The sequence below is a fragment of the Paraglaciecola sp. genome (assembly GCF_039964565.1).
In the GTDB taxonomy this organism is placed as follows: domain Bacteria; phylum Pseudomonadota; class Gammaproteobacteria; order Enterobacterales; family Alteromonadaceae; genus Paraglaciecola.
In genome coordinates this window covers 309,421-326,501 of the sequence record NZ_JBDVXF010000028.1, presented here as the reverse complement: position 1 = coordinate 326,501, position 17,081 = coordinate 309,421, and the positions used below count along the sequence as shown (strand labels likewise).

15 protein-coding genes are annotated in these 17,081 nt (G+C 38.9%); 10 read left to right on the top strand and 5 right to left on the bottom strand.

The genetic code is table 11. The features are described 5' to 3' along the window. The first annotated feature begins 25 nt into the window (after window positions 1-25). The 8 genes from ABJK37_RS12225 (at window position 26) to ABJK37_RS12190 (ending at window position 7,711) form a co-directional block, all read left to right on the top strand. Window positions 26-604, top strand: a complete 579-nt coding sequence (locus ABJK37_RS12225; RefSeq protein WP_348353935.1) for a DUF1629 domain-containing protein — start codon at window positions 26-28, stop codon at window positions 602-604. A 24-nt stretch (window positions 605-628) separates the two neighbouring features. Next, complete coding sequence (locus ABJK37_RS12220; RefSeq protein ID WP_348353933.1) at window positions 629-1,396, top strand: hypothetical protein; 768 nt, start codon at window positions 629-631, stop codon at window positions 1,394-1,396. Between the two features lie 39 nt (window positions 1,397-1,435). Further along, a complete protein-coding gene (locus tag ABJK37_RS12215) occupies window positions 1,436-2,782 on the top strand; it encodes a hypothetical protein (protein WP_348353930.1) in 1,347 nt (448 codons plus the stop codon). Window positions 2,783-2,897: 115 nt separating this feature from the next. Next, complete coding sequence (locus ABJK37_RS12210; RefSeq protein ID WP_348353928.1) at window positions 2,898-3,059, top strand: hypothetical protein; 162 nt, start codon at window positions 2,898-2,900, stop codon at window positions 3,057-3,059. A 12-nt stretch (window positions 3,060-3,071) separates the two neighbouring features. Then, entirely contained in the window at window positions 3,072-4,133 is a 1,062-nt protein-coding gene (locus ABJK37_RS12205) for a DUF2169 domain-containing protein (protein WP_348353925.1), read from the top strand. Window positions 4,134-4,361: 228 nt separating this feature from the next. After that, on the top strand, window positions 4,362-5,036 hold the full coding sequence (locus ABJK37_RS12200) for a hypothetical protein (protein ID WP_348353923.1): 675 nt from the start codon (window positions 4,362-4,364) through the stop codon (window positions 5,034-5,036). Between the two features lie 323 nt (window positions 5,037-5,359). Next, a complete protein-coding gene (corA, locus tag ABJK37_RS12195; protein ID WP_348353920.1) occupies window positions 5,360-6,427 on the top strand; it encodes a magnesium/cobalt transporter CorA in 1,068 nt (355 codons plus the stop codon). Window positions 6,428-6,631: 204 nt separating this feature from the next. Then, entirely contained in the window at window positions 6,632-7,711 is a 1,080-nt protein-coding gene (locus ABJK37_RS12190) for a mechanosensitive ion channel family protein (protein WP_348353917.1), read from the top strand. A 175-nt stretch (window positions 7,712-7,886) separates the two neighbouring features. On the opposite strand, the gene ABJK37_RS12185 is transcribed toward ABJK37_RS12190, so the two are convergent. Together ABJK37_RS12185 and ABJK37_RS12180 are read right to left on the bottom strand one after the other, a co-directional pair. Next, entirely contained in the window at window positions 7,887-8,165 is a 279-nt protein-coding gene (locus tag ABJK37_RS12185; RefSeq protein WP_348353914.1) for a hypothetical protein, read from the bottom strand. A 20-nt stretch (window positions 8,166-8,185) separates the two neighbouring features. Next, window positions 8,186-8,707: a GNAT family N-acetyltransferase gene (locus ABJK37_RS12180; protein ID WP_348353911.1), complete on the bottom strand. Its 522-nt coding sequence runs from the start codon at window positions 8,705-8,707 to the stop codon at window positions 8,186-8,188. A gap of 475 nt (window positions 8,708-9,182) precedes the next feature. On the opposite strand from ABJK37_RS12180, the gene ABJK37_RS12175 reads away from it, so the two are divergent. Next, window positions 9,183-10,184 carry a sodium:calcium antiporter gene (locus ABJK37_RS12175; protein WP_348353909.1) on the top strand — a complete coding sequence of 334 codons (1,002 nt, stop codon included), beginning with the start codon at window positions 9,183-9,185 and terminating at the stop codon, window positions 10,182-10,184. Window positions 10,185-10,295: 111 nt separating this feature from the next. After that, window positions 10,296-12,260, top strand: coding sequence for an LTA synthase family protein (locus ABJK37_RS12170; RefSeq protein ID WP_348353906.1), 1,965 nt, complete (start codon window positions 10,296-10,298; stop codon window positions 12,258-12,260). Window positions 12,261-12,331: 71 nt separating this feature from the next. Here the strand turns inward: ABJK37_RS12170 and ABJK37_RS12165 are convergent, their stop codons facing one another. The 3 genes from ABJK37_RS12165 to ABJK37_RS12155 are packed head-to-tail and all read right to left on the bottom strand — an operon-like array spanning window position 12,332 to window position 17,077. Continuing rightward, window positions 12,332-12,688 (bottom strand): rhodanese-like domain-containing protein, encoded by a 357-nt coding sequence (locus tag ABJK37_RS12165; protein ID WP_348353903.1) that lies wholly within the window; start codon window positions 12,686-12,688, stop codon window positions 12,332-12,334. A 28-nt stretch (window positions 12,689-12,716) separates the two neighbouring features. Continuing rightward, window positions 12,717-13,766, bottom strand: a complete 1,050-nt coding sequence (locus tag ABJK37_RS12160; protein WP_348353900.1) for an efflux RND transporter periplasmic adaptor subunit — start codon at window positions 13,764-13,766, stop codon at window positions 12,717-12,719. After that, entirely contained in the window at window positions 13,763-17,077 is a 3,315-nt protein-coding gene (locus ABJK37_RS12155) for an efflux RND transporter permease subunit (protein WP_348353897.1), read from the bottom strand. Before ABJK37_RS12155 ends, ABJK37_RS12160 begins: the two co-directional genes overlap by 4 nt. Window positions 17,078-17,081: the final 4 nt, after the last annotated feature.

Below are 17,081 nucleotides of genomic sequence, written 5' to 3'. Positions count from 1 at the left end.
TATTAATGTATAGAGGAATGAATAGATGACAAAAAGATATTTGGCGTGGGTCCACAAAATTGTTCCCAATGCTTGTTCATTATATCACTTTGAAGGTTTTGATAAATCTTACCTTCTTCATGAGGGAATAGAGCTAGCAAATAAGTTTCCCGATGATGTCTATTTTGATATGCATCCAGATAGGCCTCACGATACGTTACTCGTTGATAGCCTCTTTAATACTGATAAAGAACGCGTGATTTCAGAATCGTTAAAGAAATTTTTAGTCGCAAAAAAATCACCTAACCTAGAATTTCTACCGGTTAAAATAATGGATCACAAAGGCAAGTTTATTGAAGACAAGTACTTTATTATGAATGTACTCGACCACCAAAATTGTCTGGATTATGACGCCAGTGAAGCAGAGATATCTCTAATCAATGACAAAACAATTGACAGCGTGGAACAAATTGTCCTGCTTGATGAAAAAGTGAATGATAACTTTGATATTTTTAGAATTTGTGATTTCCCATCTGCAACCTTAGTGAGCGAGAGTTTAGCAAAAGAACTTGAAGACAATGGTTTTACCGGGATTGAATTTCTTCCATTAGATGAATTTGATTGAATATAAAATGGAAGCAAGTTACATATGAACTATAACGACGCTGCTGAAGCCATTGCTCATGATGCGATATTTTGGTCATTGGCTTTTGATGACGAAGAATATCCAGTAGAGCAGTTAGGCCCTTTAGCCCTAGAAACAGGGGAGAAATTTAGGGCTTTGGGTATTTTGGGCCTGTTGGCAACGGCAGATAAATCGCATCTTTACGTTAATCTGAGTCAGTCGGCGAGTTTACGTATTAAATACTTAGAAAAAGCTAGTGCTGAAAACAAGCAAGATGACCACCATTTTGTATTAGGTAGACTTGAACCAATATTAGATTTGCTAGCTTGCAAAGACTTTTCGTTGTTAGCTAAATTACAGCAACTTTCGCCTGTCGATTTTAGTAAAAATCGTGAATATATGGATGACTATTGCTATAGCAAAATACTTATGACCCTGGGACTAAACAAAGGCATGACTCAGTGTGCCAGCAAAGACGTACCAGCACTAGACGACTTGTTTAAAACGCTTGAATTACTAGAAAATTATTTAACAGAAGATTTGTTTTCCAGAGCAGCGCTTTGTAGAGCCCTACTTGAGAATAATGCTGGCGATTTCAGCGAGGCTTTTCATAATTTTATTGATCAAACCGTATTTGCGATTGATGAAGCCAAGGCAAACGAGCTGGAGACCGCGACTTTAGTTGCAAAACGCTCGATCTCAGTTGAAGCATTAGCGTTGCTTGCAGTTGCCCAACAACAAGGTTTCAATTTAAATCAAAATTTTCAACTTTGCCCGCTTATTGCTCAATGAATACAGCAATAACATGGAAACGGATTAAATTGGCAATTTATGGCTATTAGCGAAACCCAATTTTTGCATGACCTATTTGACGAACATGTAGATGAAGCCTCATTCTTGCATCAACAAAAGATATCGCAACTTAGAGCACAAGAAATTACCTGGGCGGAAATCCATGATGATGAACAGAGATTTGCAGCGCATGTTGATGCACTGATAATTAACGGGGTAGAAGCGGAACCCTATCTAGCTAAAAAGACAGGCGATTTCGATAGCGAACAACTATTTGTATATGTGAGTTTTCTTATTCGAGCTGATAAATTCGATAGGTTTCTAAATTTGCTTGAAGAAATCGATTTTGAAGATTTAGAGATTGTTGAAAACGTGTCATTAGCACTTGTTTTTGACATACCACTGCAATGGTTAGACAAGCTTAAAAATACTGACTTTAAAGCATACCCGCATTATTTACCCATTTTTTTACCTGCATTTGTGTTTAGGAATTCTGATTTGAATCCTGAATGGTTTTTGAATAACCAACATGTAACCTTGTCGGAGCAACCTTTAAACATAGAGGTGCTAGGTAAGAGTAACAGTCAGGTCGCTTCGGATATATTAGCGAAGCAATTACCTACAATGGAAGGTGGTATACGTAAGCTATGTATATCAGCGTTATTTAAATTGGGCCATGAAAATATTTTGGATTATATACAACAATGCAATCCACAAAAAGAATGGCCTTTTAGCGTTCTAGCACTAGGATGTGGTAGTTCTTTTGCTCAATATTGCAGAAACATAGCAACTGCCGATTATAATGAAGAATTAGTAGAAGCAATCGGTATTATTGGACTAACTGAAAACATCCCCTTGCTAATTACATTGCTGGAAGATGAAGCACTGGCGCAAAAAGCTGCAGAAGCAATTTATACTATTTCAGGTGCTAAATTTACGACAAAGGTATTTATTCCAGAAGAATGGGAGGAAACAGAATTATTCGATGATGAAAAAGCCAAATTTGAAGCAGGTGAAGGTCCATGTCACGCAGATGGACGACCCTTTGGAGAAACTATAGAACTTATTAGCCTCGAACCAAAAGATTGGACGCAATGGTGGCAACATAGTAAAGACAAATTTAACTCAGACCTTAGATATAGATTCGGTAGACCTGTATCTCCCATGACGCTTATCGATGTTGTTTCGTTGCCAAATATTACCAATAATATTCGTTCACTCTGCCTCGATGAATTAGAAATACGCTATGGTTTGCAGTGTTTTGTGCATTTAGAAAGTAGTTTTATTCAACAAGATTACTATTTGAAGCAATTAGCTAAATGGGGTGAAATTAATGACCATAAGTTTAAAGCTGGAGCATGGTATTTTAATGCTAAACAGATGTAAAAATTGACTGTGACATACCCAAAAACGAGGCGAGAAACCTCTAATTATAATCAGCTATCCGATATCAGTTTAGTTCGACTATTAGCTTAGTTACTCTATTCTCGGGAGAGTGAAAATGTATGCCATTACGATATTATACGCTACCTCAATCATTTTAATTATTTTGAGTGTTGCAACAAAAAATAAACCTGAAAAACAGTTGGCACGCAAAGTGTGGCTAAAAATTGCTGCTATGTTCATTGTCGTTGCATCAGTTACTTGGATGATGATTACATAAATAGGAATGTAAATGGGTCACCCCAATATTAACAATACTACCACTTTTCACTTTGAACCACTGTTTCTTCAAAATGAAGAGACACTTCCTCTGTTTGTGGGTCTGGTTAAAGCTGCATTTAGGATCCAACCCGATAATCTTGGCCCTGTAATTCCTTTGAAAGAGCAAGTGGCTCCCGTACTTGCAGGCGAACAATATGGCCCACCAGAAACCAGTAGCTACAAATATGAGCCAGAGTGTGTGCCTTTTAAGCAAAATACCGATATCGTTCTTATTGCCACAGCACGTGCACCAAAACAAAACATCACCGAATTTGATTGTGGTTTCAGGGTAGGGGACAACATACAAGTTGCACGTATTTTCGGTAATCGAGTCTGGCAAAAGGGTGCCGCAGGTATGCGTATTTCAGAGCCAGAAATAGTCTCCGAAATTCCCCTAAATTATGAAAATGCATTTGGTGGAGTGGATACCAGTGTAGAAACGAAACACGGTCATCCGTTTGAACAGAGGAACCCCGTTGGAAAGGGATATCATAAAAATAGTAAAGACTGCATTGAAAACTCACCGTTGCCTAACATTGAAGATCCCAACCATCTTATTACCCATTATACCGAATGTCCTACACCAATTGGTTTTGGATTTACATCTCCCAATTGGTTACCAAGGCGCTTACTAGCCGGTACCTATGACAAAAAATGGGAAGATACCAGATCGCCAAAGTTACCTTTAGACTTTAATCCATTATTTTTTAATGCTGCATCCAATAAGTTAATGGCTAAAGGTTACCTACAAGGTAACGAACCCGTTCAGGTATATAACGCATCACCGTGGCCTAAATTAAAGTTCTCTTTACCTGACGTATCGGCTCCCGTCATAACAGTAAAACTCAATAATGGTAACCTAATTGGATTACAAAGCGTTTTGGACACTGTAGTAGTCAACACCGACGACATGTTGCTGTTTCTTCACTATCGATGCAGTCATGTACTAAAGCGTGGTGCTCATGATATATCTACAATCGATGTAACTATTACCGACTACGAAAACAAGCTAAGTACTAAAAGAGACATATAGGATTGGTTTGTATAAATACCTAGCCAAACCATGTTTCATGATACATCACGTTTTTACCATTGTAGTTTCAACCTGACAGTACTCACAAATATCCAAGATATGATAAGCAATTCATAATACCCATTGCATAAATATAAATAAGTCGAAGTACAGACCAATTTCATGATGTATCATGAAATCAGACGATAAATCACATTCTTATAGGAAGCCTATTTATGTATATTATTAATGTTGGGAATGATGCTTAAACACCAGAAAATTGACTATGAATGGCAAATGTACCGAAAAAACGTCCTTGATTTTCTCACTGAATTAAAATCAGAGAGTTTTATTAAAATAGAGGATTCAGAAGCATTAACTACCCATATCCACTTGTTATGGGCTCAGGTTAAAGAGGCTCAAACAGCAAAACAAGCCTTCAAACTACTAAAATTGTACATTGCCGCTGACAAACTAGAAGTATTTAGAACCCGTTATAGAAGCTATAAATACAGATCAAGAAATAATAGAAAAACAATAGTCGTGTCAGAATTTATTAGGCAAAGGCTTAGTGACACCATGAAATCTATTAACTCAGAAAGTGTAGATGAATGCCTAGACTATTTAATGTCAGAGCTTTACATAGAGCATAGAGATGAAGCAGTAAATAACATTAGAAATAATGTTTATGGAAATGAAGTAGATGCTTTACATAGTTTAATGCAGCGAATTTCTTTTAGAGACAAGGAAGTAATAAAAGCCAGTATCGAAGCTTCATTTATGGCAGGTTGGGAGGCATCAAATACTTCGGTAAGTAGAAAAGCTGGCCATAAGGAGTTAGCCAGAAATCAGTATGTTGAAAAACAGGTATTATCAAAATTCATGGAAGACGGAAAATTAATAGCACCCGTAAAAAACAATTAAAAGAGCATTGGCAAGCAAACGAGTTCATTTACTGAATCGTTTGCTATTGAGAGGTTCTGGCAATCACAATACATTCAATTTAACATAATATACATTATAGGAACTTAGGTATATTTTAATTTGTGGACCTTTTACCGCTTAGAGTTTGCTTAACCACAATCAACGATTTTAATTTGCTTACTGAAAGTTGCTGATAGTCTCGTTTAAATAACAAACCAAATATAGCATAACAATAATTTTAACTGCTAATGCGTCATTGAAACCATGGGGTTTGCGCTGCATGATACTCAATAAGAAATGACATGATGTTTTAAGGATTTTATATGAAACTGTTTCATAAACGCTATCATCAGCCTGGTACTCGACCTGGAGAATTAGCTGCACCTAAAAGTGATATTTTTTCAGTTGATTTACTCAATTACGACGCAACAAGCATAACTGTTAACAAGCATATTAGCGTTCATGATTGCCGACCTTTTATTGACAGCCCGAGTGTATCTTGGATACATGTTCAAGGTGATCCAACACATGATACGTTGCTTACTCTCGCTAAAGGTTTGGACATTCACGATTTGTATGTTGAAGACATAGTTAATTCTGGTCAAAGACCTAAGGTCGAAATTAATGAAGAACAAATATTTGTAATTTTAAGTTTACCTGTTCATAGCGATAATCAAATTCGTATTGAACAAGTCAGTCTATTCTTGATAGGAAATACAGTCGTCACTTTTTGTTCTGGCGGATTTAATCCTTTTCAAAAAGTGATGGTTAGATTACAAAAAGTTGCGGGTAAATTACGCCACCGAAAAGCCGATTATCTCTTTTACAATCTCATTGATAGTGTCATAGATTTTGGCTTTCCATTGTTAGAATATTATTCTGAACGTATTGAGTCTATTGAAGATGAATTGTTACAAAAGTCTGACGCTGATGTGTTGAATCAAATACATAAGTTACGCAGGGAATTATTGCTCCTTAGAAGGCGTCTTTGGCCTCAACGTGAAGTGATAAGCGAAATATTACGAACTGACGAAAACACTCAACTTTCGTCAGAAACCAAGTTACATATCCGAGATTGTCACGACCATGTCATCGCTATTATGGAGTTACTCGAAACCTATCATGAAATGACATCGGGCTTGATGGAACTGTACATGACCAGTGTCAGCCTAAAGCTTAACGATGTGATGAAAGTGTTGACCATTATCGCTACAATTTTCATTCCTCCCACTTTTATCGTTGGAGTATATGGAATGAATTTTGACCCTCAAGTCAGTTCGCTCAATATGCCAGAAACACAGTGGCAATACGGCTATATCGCCGTTTGGTGCGTGATAGTAGTAATGATTTGCGGCATGTTAGCGTTGTTCAGAAAGCATAAATGGATTTGATTTTGACGATGTAAATCTTTAACCACAGAATATTTCAACTCCTGCTGTGTTTTAATTTTAGGATTAAATTAGCTTAAAATTCAAGATAGATTGTAGTCTACAAAACACTATCTAGTGTAGCCTAGATTTGAATCTCAATAGGTTTAAGAATTACGCACCTTTCCCTGATATAATCGTTACTATTACAGACCAAATAACAATCTTATGCTAGAGCAAATTCAGTCCTATTTAACACCAATCATAGAGTCCTATGCCGACAATCCTATTGTGCAGGCGTCGATTGTAATAGTGGTATTTTTTGTTATCGCTTCCATTTTTAAGTATATCGTTATTCTAGGATTAAAAAGGGTAATTGCTGGCGCAAAAATCACCCTCGGAAGCAATTTTTTGGACTTGTTGCATGCTCCGATTTATTACAGTGTTTTGCTAATAGGTCTAGCAACTGCTGCGACGCTCCTAAGGCCAGAGCCGCAATACTTATTCATTTTATCATCAATATTAAAGTCCATTGCCATGTTGATTTGGACTGTATTTTTGCTAAAGGCTAACAAAGAACTCTTAAATGGTTTAGTCGTGCACCCTACTCGTTTTACGAGTTTTAATAACAAAACGTTGCCGTTATTTCAGAATATGCTCAATATTATTATTATTGTGTTTGCTGTCTATTTAGTCTTTTCGATATGGAATGTCGATATGACTGCTTGGCTAGCGTCGGCAGGAATTGTTGGTATTGCCGTAGGATTCGCGGCCAAAGATACCTTAGCGAATTTGTTTTCTGGTGTGTTTATTATGGCCGATGCACCTTATAAAGTAGGTGACTATGTGGTTCTAGATTCTGGAGAACGCGGAGAAATTACCCATATCGGGATACGGAGCACTCGAATGTTTACCCGAGATCACATTGAAGTTACGATCCCTAATTCGGTCATGGGTAATTCAAAAATTACAAATGAATCAGGCGGTCCCAATGAAAGATCTCGCTGCCGTATCGCTGTTGGTGTTTCATACAATACTGACATAGATTTGGTTCGCTCAGTGTTGATGGCAATTGCAGCTAATCAAGAACTCGTTTGTGTCGACCCAGAACCAAGAGTACGGTTTCGAAGGTTTAGTGGTTCTGCATTAGATTTTGAATTATTGGTTTGGATTGATAAACCTGAGTTAAAAGGACGTCTCATCGATAGTATAAATAGTGAAATATATAAACAGTTTAAAGAAAACAGTATCGAAATCCCCTACTCCAAGCACGATTTGTATATCAAAGAGATGCCTATAAAAAAATAAACTATTAAGGCATCAACAATCTCAATTTACGCTCATTAGCTCTCTACCCAAATAAGGGCTGAGTTACCTATATTTCATATAAGCTAGATTCTTCTTCACGAACTTGTGACAATGAGCATTCTTAACGTATTGCGGCAATAACCCAAATAAGAAGTAGTTTCTAGCGGTTTAAAATCTAAAGAGATTTGCGAATACGTTGAAAACTTTTCATAATTTCTTCACCTAATAGTTTTGCTGCCGCAGATACATCTTCAGACGCACCTTTTGCCTCTTTTCCTACCTGCCCTGCTTTAGACTTGAAATGCTCCCATTGTTTATCAACTTTGTGCCATTCATCTCTTGCATCGGCTTTTAACAAATGCGCTTTGAGTACAATTTCATCTCTTTCTTGTTTAACTTGTTCAAGAATTTTATCGACTTCTTGTTTTGCGTTTTCAGCTATTTCATTTTTCATATATTCGCCTCAAGTTGATATTAAAGTGCTAATGAATAGATTACTTGATGAGAATCATCAGGATCTCTTTTCGCTAACATTCCTAGTTCTTTAGACAATGCACGCATTTGAGGGTTTTCAGCCAGTTCAACAGCATATAGAGTATGTATCCCATGACTTTTGGCGTATGACATTAAATATGTCATGAGCAACTTTCCTAAACCGCTATGCTGCCAGTCATCTGCTATGGTAAGGGCCATCTCATGAATGTCCGGATTTTCACTTAACACGTAACGACAAGCTCCGATTTCTACCACCTCCCCATTTCGATTTTCAGTAGCAATAAATGCCATTGAATTTTCACCATCTATATCACACAAGCTTTTCAACACAGCGTCTGACACCTGATTTATTGCCCCAAAAAAGCGATAATATTTAGTTTCTGGCGATAAATGATCGATAAAATCACGTTCAAGAGTCGTGTCTTGCAGGTTAACAGGACGAATAGTTATCGTTTTACCGGCCAACTGAACAATAGAACTTTGAGTCTGTTGTACTTGCATATAATCAATCCTAATATTTAGCTATGTAATACACACCTATTTAAACACTCAGCGCCACACCTTTCTCGCTAGTGAAAGGTAGTATAAGTAGAAGTAAATCTGCGAGTTTGACCTATATCAAACTTTATTCAGTCACTCGTAACGTCACACATGAGAATTGCAAGGTAACTTATGTCAAATTGCCCTTGATATAGTCAAGGTGTCTTTATGGCCAAAAATGAGAGAGCGTTACTAAATGTTCAATAACAGTATTAACTGAACTTTTTCTATTAAATTACATACCTATATAGGCTAACTGAAAAGGTTTGGAATAGGCTTTTCTAGAAGCAGACGGTTAGATGCGGATGCATACTGGTAAAAGGCATATTAACTCATTTGAGGTTAACCCTAAAACTAGCGAAAATAAAAATGCTCGCTGACATTCATTCACAACGTTGCCCTTGTTAAAGATAGAATTCAATACGTAAGGATCATAGTGTTATTAGAACTTGCTTATCTTTTATTTGTCATGACTATTGCTACAGCTATAGTGTGGAAGGCTTGCAAGTACCTTGAAGAGGCATGCCACGACCTTGCGCTTTATTATGGACTACCTGACTCAGTAAAAGGCTCTACAGTGATGGCGATCAGTTCAAGCTTTCCAGAGTTGGTTACTATTATTCTCGCAGCGGGAATTCATGGAGACTTTGAACTGGGTCTAGCAACCATTATTGGTTCGGCTGTTTTCAATATATTGGTCATTCCAGGCGCATCAGTTTTATTTCGTAAAGGCTCACTCGATGCTGGACGGGATCTCATATATAGAGAAGCACAGTTTTATTTAATCAGTGTTCTGATAGTCATGTTGACGTTATCCTTTGCACTTATTTACCACCCCATACCAAACACTTCTATGAGTGCAACACTTAACACTTCAATGGTGTTGCTACCACTACTGTTTTACGTGCTTTACATTTATATCCAATACCAAGAAGTTAGCGATCACAAAGCACACAAAAAGAGTCGAGATATTCTACTACTAAAGAGTTGGGGGAAATTACTAATCTCAATGATACTGGTGACTATAGCGGTAGAAGTTTTGATACAAATTGTGATTAAGCTTGGTGAAATGTTCGACACTCCTAGTTACTTTTGGGGGGCGACTATTTTGGCTGCCGCCACTAGTATCCCAGACTTATTTGTCAGTGTTAAAGCAGCAAAACGAACAGTCAATGCAGCCAGTTTAACTAACGCTTTCGGTAGCAATGTTTTTGACTTGTTGGTTGTATTGCCTGCTGGGGTATTAGTCGCAGGAGCAGTGGTATTCCATTACCCGAGCGTCATTCCGATGCTTTTGTTCCTGCTTGGGGCCACTGTATTTTTTCTAGTTGTCGCTCGCAACGGCTCCAAACTAACGAATAATAACGGTAAAGTACTCTTGTTGGCATACTGTGCATTTGTTATTTGGATGGGATATGAAAACCTAGTTATTCTGTAATTGTTTCCCTAGTTATCTTTTAGCATTTCAATTATTTGCGTTAGATTTAAGCCATTGTTAAGTTTCATTTATTAATCTCAAATCCGAGTTGTATTTGAGACATTAATAACCATGATCGCTGCTGTACTTAACTTAGTTCGTCCCTTTATTCTATTTTTCTTTCTATTAATTTTTATTTTGCTAGTTTCTAGAGTGGGGTTGGCGCTTTGGCAGTATGAGCACATCAAAAATGTACAGATTCTAATGTCGCTTGTATTCAGAGGGTTAAGAATAGACCTAAGTACAATGGGTTACCTTTTATTTGTACCCGCTACCTTGCATCCGTGGTTGATGTTGTCTCGATACCAACATTATTGGCTAAAAACACTGAAGATCGTATTTTTGATTACATTCTCTGCTGTTGTTTTTTTTGAACTTGCCACCCCCGCATTCATTACCGAATATGGCTTTCGTCCAAATAGATTGTTCATTGAATATATGGCATATCCAAATGAAGTGATGAAAATGTTATTCAACGGGCACCTCTTAACGTTAGTCTCCGTATTTATCATACTTATTACTTCAGCCTGTATAGTTACACCGCCAATAAACAGTATAATTAGGTCAAAAAAAGGGCACTGCCCCCCTAGCCCCTTACCTTCTTTGTTGTCATGTACTTTGATGTTACTAGTTTTGTTGTTGTGCGCAAGAGGCACAATTGGGCACAGGCCGATCAACCCGTCACTAGTATACTTTTCAACCGATTCCTTAGTTAACTCGTTAACCTTAAATTCAATCTACAGTGTCGCCCATGCCTATAAACAATTCGGTGATGAAAAAAATGCAGCCAAACTTTACGGAAAAATGGATAAAGAAAAAATCATTTCGCTTATTCGCAGTGAAACAGGGTTAGCGCTAGACTCGTTTACAAATAAATCTCAACCATCGTTAAGCACTCGCCAACCCGTATATCAAGGAAAGCCTAAAAATTTGGTGATTATTTTAGAGGAAGGTCTAGGCGCCCAATTTGTGTCTTCTCTAGGCGGTCTGCCACTGACTCCACAAATTGATAAAATGAATGATGAAGGTTGGGCATTCAAACAACTGTATGCAACTGGTACACGCTCAGTTAGAGGCATCGAGGCCGTCATTACAGGCTTTACCCCGACCCCAGCACGGTCGGTGGTTAAACTTGATAAATCACAGAGTCACTTTTTCACCATTGCTAGCCTTTTAAAAAAACAAGGATATACCACCCAATTTATTTATGGTGGTGAAAGCCATTTTGACAATATGAAAAGTTTTTTCTTGGGTAATGGCTTTACTGATATCGTAGATTTCAAAGATATTAACAAACCTAAATTTGTTGCATCTTGGGGTGCCAGTGACGGTGACTTATTTAGACAAGCAGATACTGAATTAACTCAACTACATAACCAAAATACACCTTTTTTTAGTTTCATCTTTTCTTCTAGCAATCATGATCCATTTGAAATTCCCGATGGTATCATAAGCCCTATTGAATATTCACAAGAGCAATTGTCACTTTATGATGAAAAAGAGCGGATGCGTCATAAAGCGGTGCAATATGCTGATTACGCTCTGGGTAAGTTTATCGACAAAGCCAAAACCCGCGCTTATTGGAAAGACACAGTATTTTTAATTGTCGCTGATCATGATGCTAGAGCATTGGGGAGTGATCTTGTACCAATAAAGAACTTTCATATTCCCGCCGTAATACTTAATTCATCGAAGCAGAGCTTCATTGATACCAGGGTGGTTAGTCAAATCGATTTAGCTCCCACATTGCTCTCACAAATTGGCATCATTAATCAATCCCCCATGCTGGGGCATGACCTTAGTGATACAAACGCATCTGGCCGCGCAATGATGCAATATGCTGATAACTTTGCCTACATGAAAGCTAATGAAGTAACGATACTTCAACCGCAGAAACCAGCTCTAAATTTTACCTATGATTTTAGGCTAAAAACGCTAGCCCCTAAACAGCCCAACCTTGAATTGTCAGATACCGCGTTAGCTCATGCGCTATGGGGTAGCTTAGCCTATGAAAATACATGGTATCGGTTCGAATAAAGACTAAGTTGTAATTAAAAATGATGCATAGTCACTAACAAAACAGTTTATCGCATTGTTTAATAGCATCGTTACTCACAATATTGGTGAATTTTATGCACTTCGTCCATTTTACAGGTTATAACACTGACATCTGAATAACCTACTCTTGCCAATTGTTCTGCCGCCAATACCGCCCTAAGAGATGACGCACAATGTAAATATATTGGGCGCTCAGGTTGTTTTTCTATTTCTAACATTTTCATTTCCAATACCCCTCTAGGTATATTGATAGCGCCAACTGCAGGTGACGCAGCATGCTCAGCTGGCTCCCGCACATCTATCAGCAATCCATGGTTTTTGCTCATTTCTAGCGCCGCTTGTTTCGCAGTGACTAGTTGCACGTTTTGTGATGCTTGTTGTAGCAATGATGGAAGCGTTTTCAGCATGGTAAATTCCTTAATGTATATGTCATGTTTAAATGGCACTCAAAACAAGCGTTTCACCCGAGTTGAGACCTGAAATAATTTCTACTTGATCACCTTGTGTTTTACCTACGCGCACAAAACGGCGATTAATTTCACCGTCTTGTAACAGCCATACCATATCAAGTTGCCCGTAACTTTTTAGGTAATTTGCGGGTATAGACAGCACTTCGCTTGTACCGTCTTCGATTAACATTCTGGCGAACATACCTGGTTTTAATTGTGGATCAAACTCGATTCCTGCTTTCACCAAGAAAGAGCGAGCATTGGGGTCAGCGGCAGGCACAATCTCTATTAAGGTAGCGTTAATATTTTTACCGAGAGAATCTATTTCAACAGATATTTTGCGTCCGACTTGTAGTTTGATGGCTAATGATTCACGTACATCGGCCTCAATTTGCAAAGTCAGAGGATCATACAAAGACAAAAGTAGCTGGCCTGGAGACGCCATGTTACCTGGCTCAGCCGCCCTTTCGACGACAACGCCAGAAAAAGGAGAAACGATTTTGGTATATTTAAGTGCAGTTTGCGCTGCTTGTTTGCGCTGTTTCGCGGCAACAACTTCAGAGTCGTATCGCCGGAAATTCGCAATGGCGTTATCAAGTACACTTTGTGAAATTAAACCTTTATCTTTAAGTACTTGCGTTCTTTCTAGAGTCTCTTGAGATTCAATTAAAGAAGCCTGAGCTGCTTCCTCCATAGCCACTACTTGAGCCAATTGTGCCTGTAGTGCAGCGCTTTCAAGGGTGACAAGTAACTGGCCTTGGGCCACACTTTCCCCGGCCCTGACATGCATTTTTTCAATTCTAGCTAGCACCTGACTGGACAATAGAGTTGCTTCTCTGGCTTTTATCCCAGCAGGAATAGACTCTACATTGGGTTGGCTGTTTGAAACAACGGTATAGATTGCGTTTGTGTTACTATTAGAACGGTCTAACAATCCCGGCGAAACACGACTACTAAACACTCCGGCCATCCACGCTACAACTAGCAGTAATCCCACAACAGTTAACAGTGGTATCCCCCATTTTTTAATACTCATATTTTGTGCTCCTGTAACTGTGGACTATCTTCAAATACTAAGTAATACACCATAGGTACCACAAACAATGAAAAAAGCGTCGATGCAATAATGCCGAAAATAATTGCCAGTGCTAAGCCGCTAAAAACGGGGTCAAGTGTAATCACTAAATTGCCCAACATAGTGGTACCCGCAGTGAGTAGTACTGGTCTCATTCTAACTTCGCCTGCTGCCAAAAGTGCTTGTTTAATATTCATGCCCTCGGCTCGAGCCAAAGTAATAAACTCCACTAATATTAAAGAATTTCTAACTACTATGCCCGCCAACGCAATCATGCCTATCATGGCGGTAGCCGTAAATAAAATAGGATCGGGAGCTCCTGCGATAGTCCGTTCTCCAAATTGATTCAATAGCCAAAATCCCGGCATAATGCCGATAATAGTTAAAGGGATTGCCGACATAATAATCAAGGCTAAAGCGGAGCTAGAAGTTTGTATTTTAAGTAGGAAAAAGATAGCCACTAAGGCAAACGCAAAAGCAATGCCCATATCTCTAAACACGTCCACTGTAATTTTCCACTCGCCTTCTCCAGAAAACGAGTAAGACGTACCCTTAGGTAATTGCCATGGCTCACCACCGCCCGGTTGCAAATAAGTTCGGTTTTTCCAATCTATTGGGCCGCTAGACTGATTCGAAGTGGAAACGTCATTCATTGAATTTAAATCTGAGCTTAAGTCTGCAACGACTTCTGCAGGTGTACGCCCTGATAATTCTGCTGTGACATAGATGACCGGCACCAGATCCTTGCGTAAAATAGGTTGAGATACTTGGGTTTGTTGCCAATGCCCAAGCTCTGCCAAACTAACCAAGGATTGTGGTGATGACTCTAATCCTACTCCATTGTTTTGTTGCGCTATTCCATTTTGCCCCAACACTTGAAGACTCAAAATATCAGTCAAAGATTGTCTATTTTTATAAGGCAGTTTTACTTCTATCGGGACTGGCGTCGCATCATTTTCGACTTGAAATATGCCGGCTCTTTTAGAATTAATAGCCACACCTAAGGCATTGTTAATGTCTACTGTGGAAATGCCAGAAAGTGCAGCCTTAGATTTATCAGTCACAAAACGCCAGATTTGTTGTTCACTGTTAATTGTTGAGTCTATTTCTACCACGTGGTCTTCTGATTTAAGACGTTGCATTAAATTTTGTGCGGCTTGTTGGTGTACTTGTGGACTCACAAATGGTTCCGCATAGACTTCTGCCACAAACGTACTCAATACCGGGGGACCAGGCGGTACTTCTACCACTTTTATTGTCAGATGTGTTTGTTGTAGTCTTGCTAGTTGTTCTCTAAGTCTTAGAACAATTGCATGAGATTGATGCTCACGCTCGGACTTATCTAATAAAGTCACACGTAATTCAGCAAGGTCAGGCGACTGCCGTAAATAATGTTGGCGTACCATACCGTTAAAATCAATTGGAGAGGGTTGACCAATGTAACTGGCTATGGCCTTCACTTCTGGTAAACGTTTAACGGTTTCTATCACTTCTTCGACTTTAGCCGAGGTTTGTTCTAATGATGTACCTTGTGGCATATCAATCAAAACCTGGATCTCGTTTTTATTATCAAAAGGCAATAATTTTAGCGGCACACTTCGCATTAATGGCAGTGCACAAGAAATGATAAACAACACTAGTACTATCCATAGGCCTAGTTTGCTGCGTCCCTTCTTGAGTATCAATGGGTTTAACAAACGCGAATAGAGCCCATGTTTGTTTTCATCTACTTGAGTGGTTGTCGGTTTTAACAGTTTCGCCGCTAACCAAGGTGTGATGGCAAAGGCGACGAAGGTTGAAATCATCACACTCACCGGAACATTAAACGCCATTGGAGCCATATAGGGTCCCATCATGCCTGTGATAAATGCCAGAGGAACAAAGGCTAGAATGATATTAATAGTTGACATAATAAGCGCGGGGCGTATTTCAGACATTCCGTTAACTATGTTGTCTTTTTTAGAGGTATTTTTATTACCCAAAAATCTTGTAATATTATCGATACCGGTGATCGGGTCATCCACTAATAAGCCAAGTGACAAAATCAAAGCAAATAGCGTTACTCTGTTGATGGTATAACCAAACGCAAAATCCAACATCAGAGTCAGCCCATAACAAATCGGTACCGCTAGCGCCACGACTATTGCTTGACGCCAGCCCAAAAACACACCAATAAACACCACCACAGTAAAGACTGCAAATGCCAAACTAGAGGTTAAATTGTTGACTTTTTCATTAGCGGTTTGCCCGTAATTTCTCAAGTACTCGTAGTGCACTTCTTGTGGCAATAACTGCGTTTCTAACTCACTCATTTTCGCCAATACATTGTTGGCAACTGTTACCGCGTTACTGCCTTTTTGTTTAGCGACACTGATGGTAACCATAGGGTACTTATCTAGTAGTTGGCTCTTAGAAGCACTAGCAAACTCTAACCATTGGTAACTTTCGGGCTCAGAGGGTGCATCTATAATTTGCGCGATATCCTTAAGCATCACCACTTTTCCATTGATGACATTAACTACAATATTCTTCAGCTCATCAAGATCGCGAATCACATCTCCTGACTCGATTATTATTGACTCTTGCCTAAGTTGTAGTTCTCCATGTCTAGAAAGCTGATTGGATATCGCCAATGCGTCAATGACGTTCATAACACTTGTTTGCCTTGCAGCAAGTGACTGGAGATCAAGCAGTATTTGTATCTCTCTTGCGCGGCCACCTACTATATTGACTTCACTGGTATCAGGTAAACTTTGAATGACCGTTGAAATTTCTTGCGACATTCTACGTAAATCGTAGTCCGAATAGAGATCTGGCGCAGTACTAAACAATGCAATCATAAGTATCGCAACATCATCAACTTCAATAGGTTTTACAATCCAATCTGTTACCACTTCGGGGATCTTATCTTGATTGGAATGAAGCTTATTGTAGGTATTGAGTAACGCCCGTTCTCTGTCTTCGCCTACCTCAAAGCGTAAGGTAACACTTAATCCACCATCACGAGACGTCGAGTATATATGCTCTATACCTGGTACTTGCTTAATCAGTTTTTCGAGGGTTATGGTGACTTGTCGCTCCACTTGACGGGCAGATAGATTGGGCACATCCACCCACACATCAATCATGGGCACTACAATTTGTGGTTCTTCTTCGCGTGGAGTGTAAGTAAGGGCAATCGCCCCTAAAAATAACGCAACAATAAACACAAACTGCGGAAAACCGCCATTTAAAGAATAAGCAACTAATCTATCTATTGGATGTTGTTTCATAGCC

What these genes read in the sequence shown, in the direction of transcription:
- ABJK37_RS12170 (WP_348353906.1), top strand. Translation starts at nt 10,296, where the DNA reads ATGATCGCTGCTGTACTTAACTTAGTTCGTCCCTTTATTCTATTTTTC.
- ABJK37_RS12185 (WP_348353914.1), bottom strand. Translation starts at nt 8,165, where the DNA reads ATGAAAAATGAAATAGCTGAAAACGCAAAACAAGAAGTCGATAAAATT.
- ABJK37_RS12225 (WP_348353935.1), top strand. Translation starts at nt 26, where the DNA reads ATGACAAAAAGATATTTGGCGTGGGTCCACAAAATTGTTCCCAATGCT.
- ABJK37_RS12165 (WP_348353903.1), bottom strand. Translation starts at nt 12,688, where the DNA reads ATGCTGAAAACGCTTCCATCATTGCTACAACAAGCATCACAAAACGTG.
- ABJK37_RS12215 (WP_348353930.1), top strand. Translation starts at nt 1,436, where the DNA reads ATGGCTATTAGCGAAACCCAATTTTTGCATGACCTATTTGACGAACAT.
- ABJK37_RS12155 (WP_348353897.1), bottom strand. Translation starts at nt 17,077, where the DNA reads ATGAAACAACATCCAATAGATAGATTAGTTGCTTATTCTTTAAATGGC.
- ABJK37_RS12160 (WP_348353900.1), bottom strand. Translation starts at nt 13,766, where the DNA reads ATGAGTATTAAAAAATGGGGGATACCACTGTTAACTGTTGTGGGATTA.
- corA (WP_348353920.1), top strand. Translation starts at nt 5,360, where the DNA reads ATGAAACTGTTTCATAAACGCTATCATCAGCCTGGTACTCGACCTGGA.
- ABJK37_RS12190 (WP_348353917.1), top strand. Translation starts at nt 6,632, where the DNA reads ATGCTAGAGCAAATTCAGTCCTATTTAACACCAATCATAGAGTCCTAT.
- ABJK37_RS12220 (WP_348353933.1), top strand. Translation starts at nt 629, where the DNA reads ATGAACTATAACGACGCTGCTGAAGCCATTGCTCATGATGCGATATTT.
- ABJK37_RS12200 (WP_348353923.1), top strand. Translation starts at nt 4,362, where the DNA reads ATGTTGGGAATGATGCTTAAACACCAGAAAATTGACTATGAATGGCAA.
- ABJK37_RS12205 (WP_348353925.1), top strand. Translation starts at nt 3,072, where the DNA reads ATGGGTCACCCCAATATTAACAATACTACCACTTTTCACTTTGAACCA.
- ABJK37_RS12180 (WP_348353911.1), bottom strand. Translation starts at nt 8,707, where the DNA reads ATGCAAGTACAACAGACTCAAAGTTCTATTGTTCAGTTGGCCGGTAAA.
- ABJK37_RS12210 (WP_348353928.1), top strand. Translation starts at nt 2,898, where the DNA reads ATGTATGCCATTACGATATTATACGCTACCTCAATCATTTTAATTATT.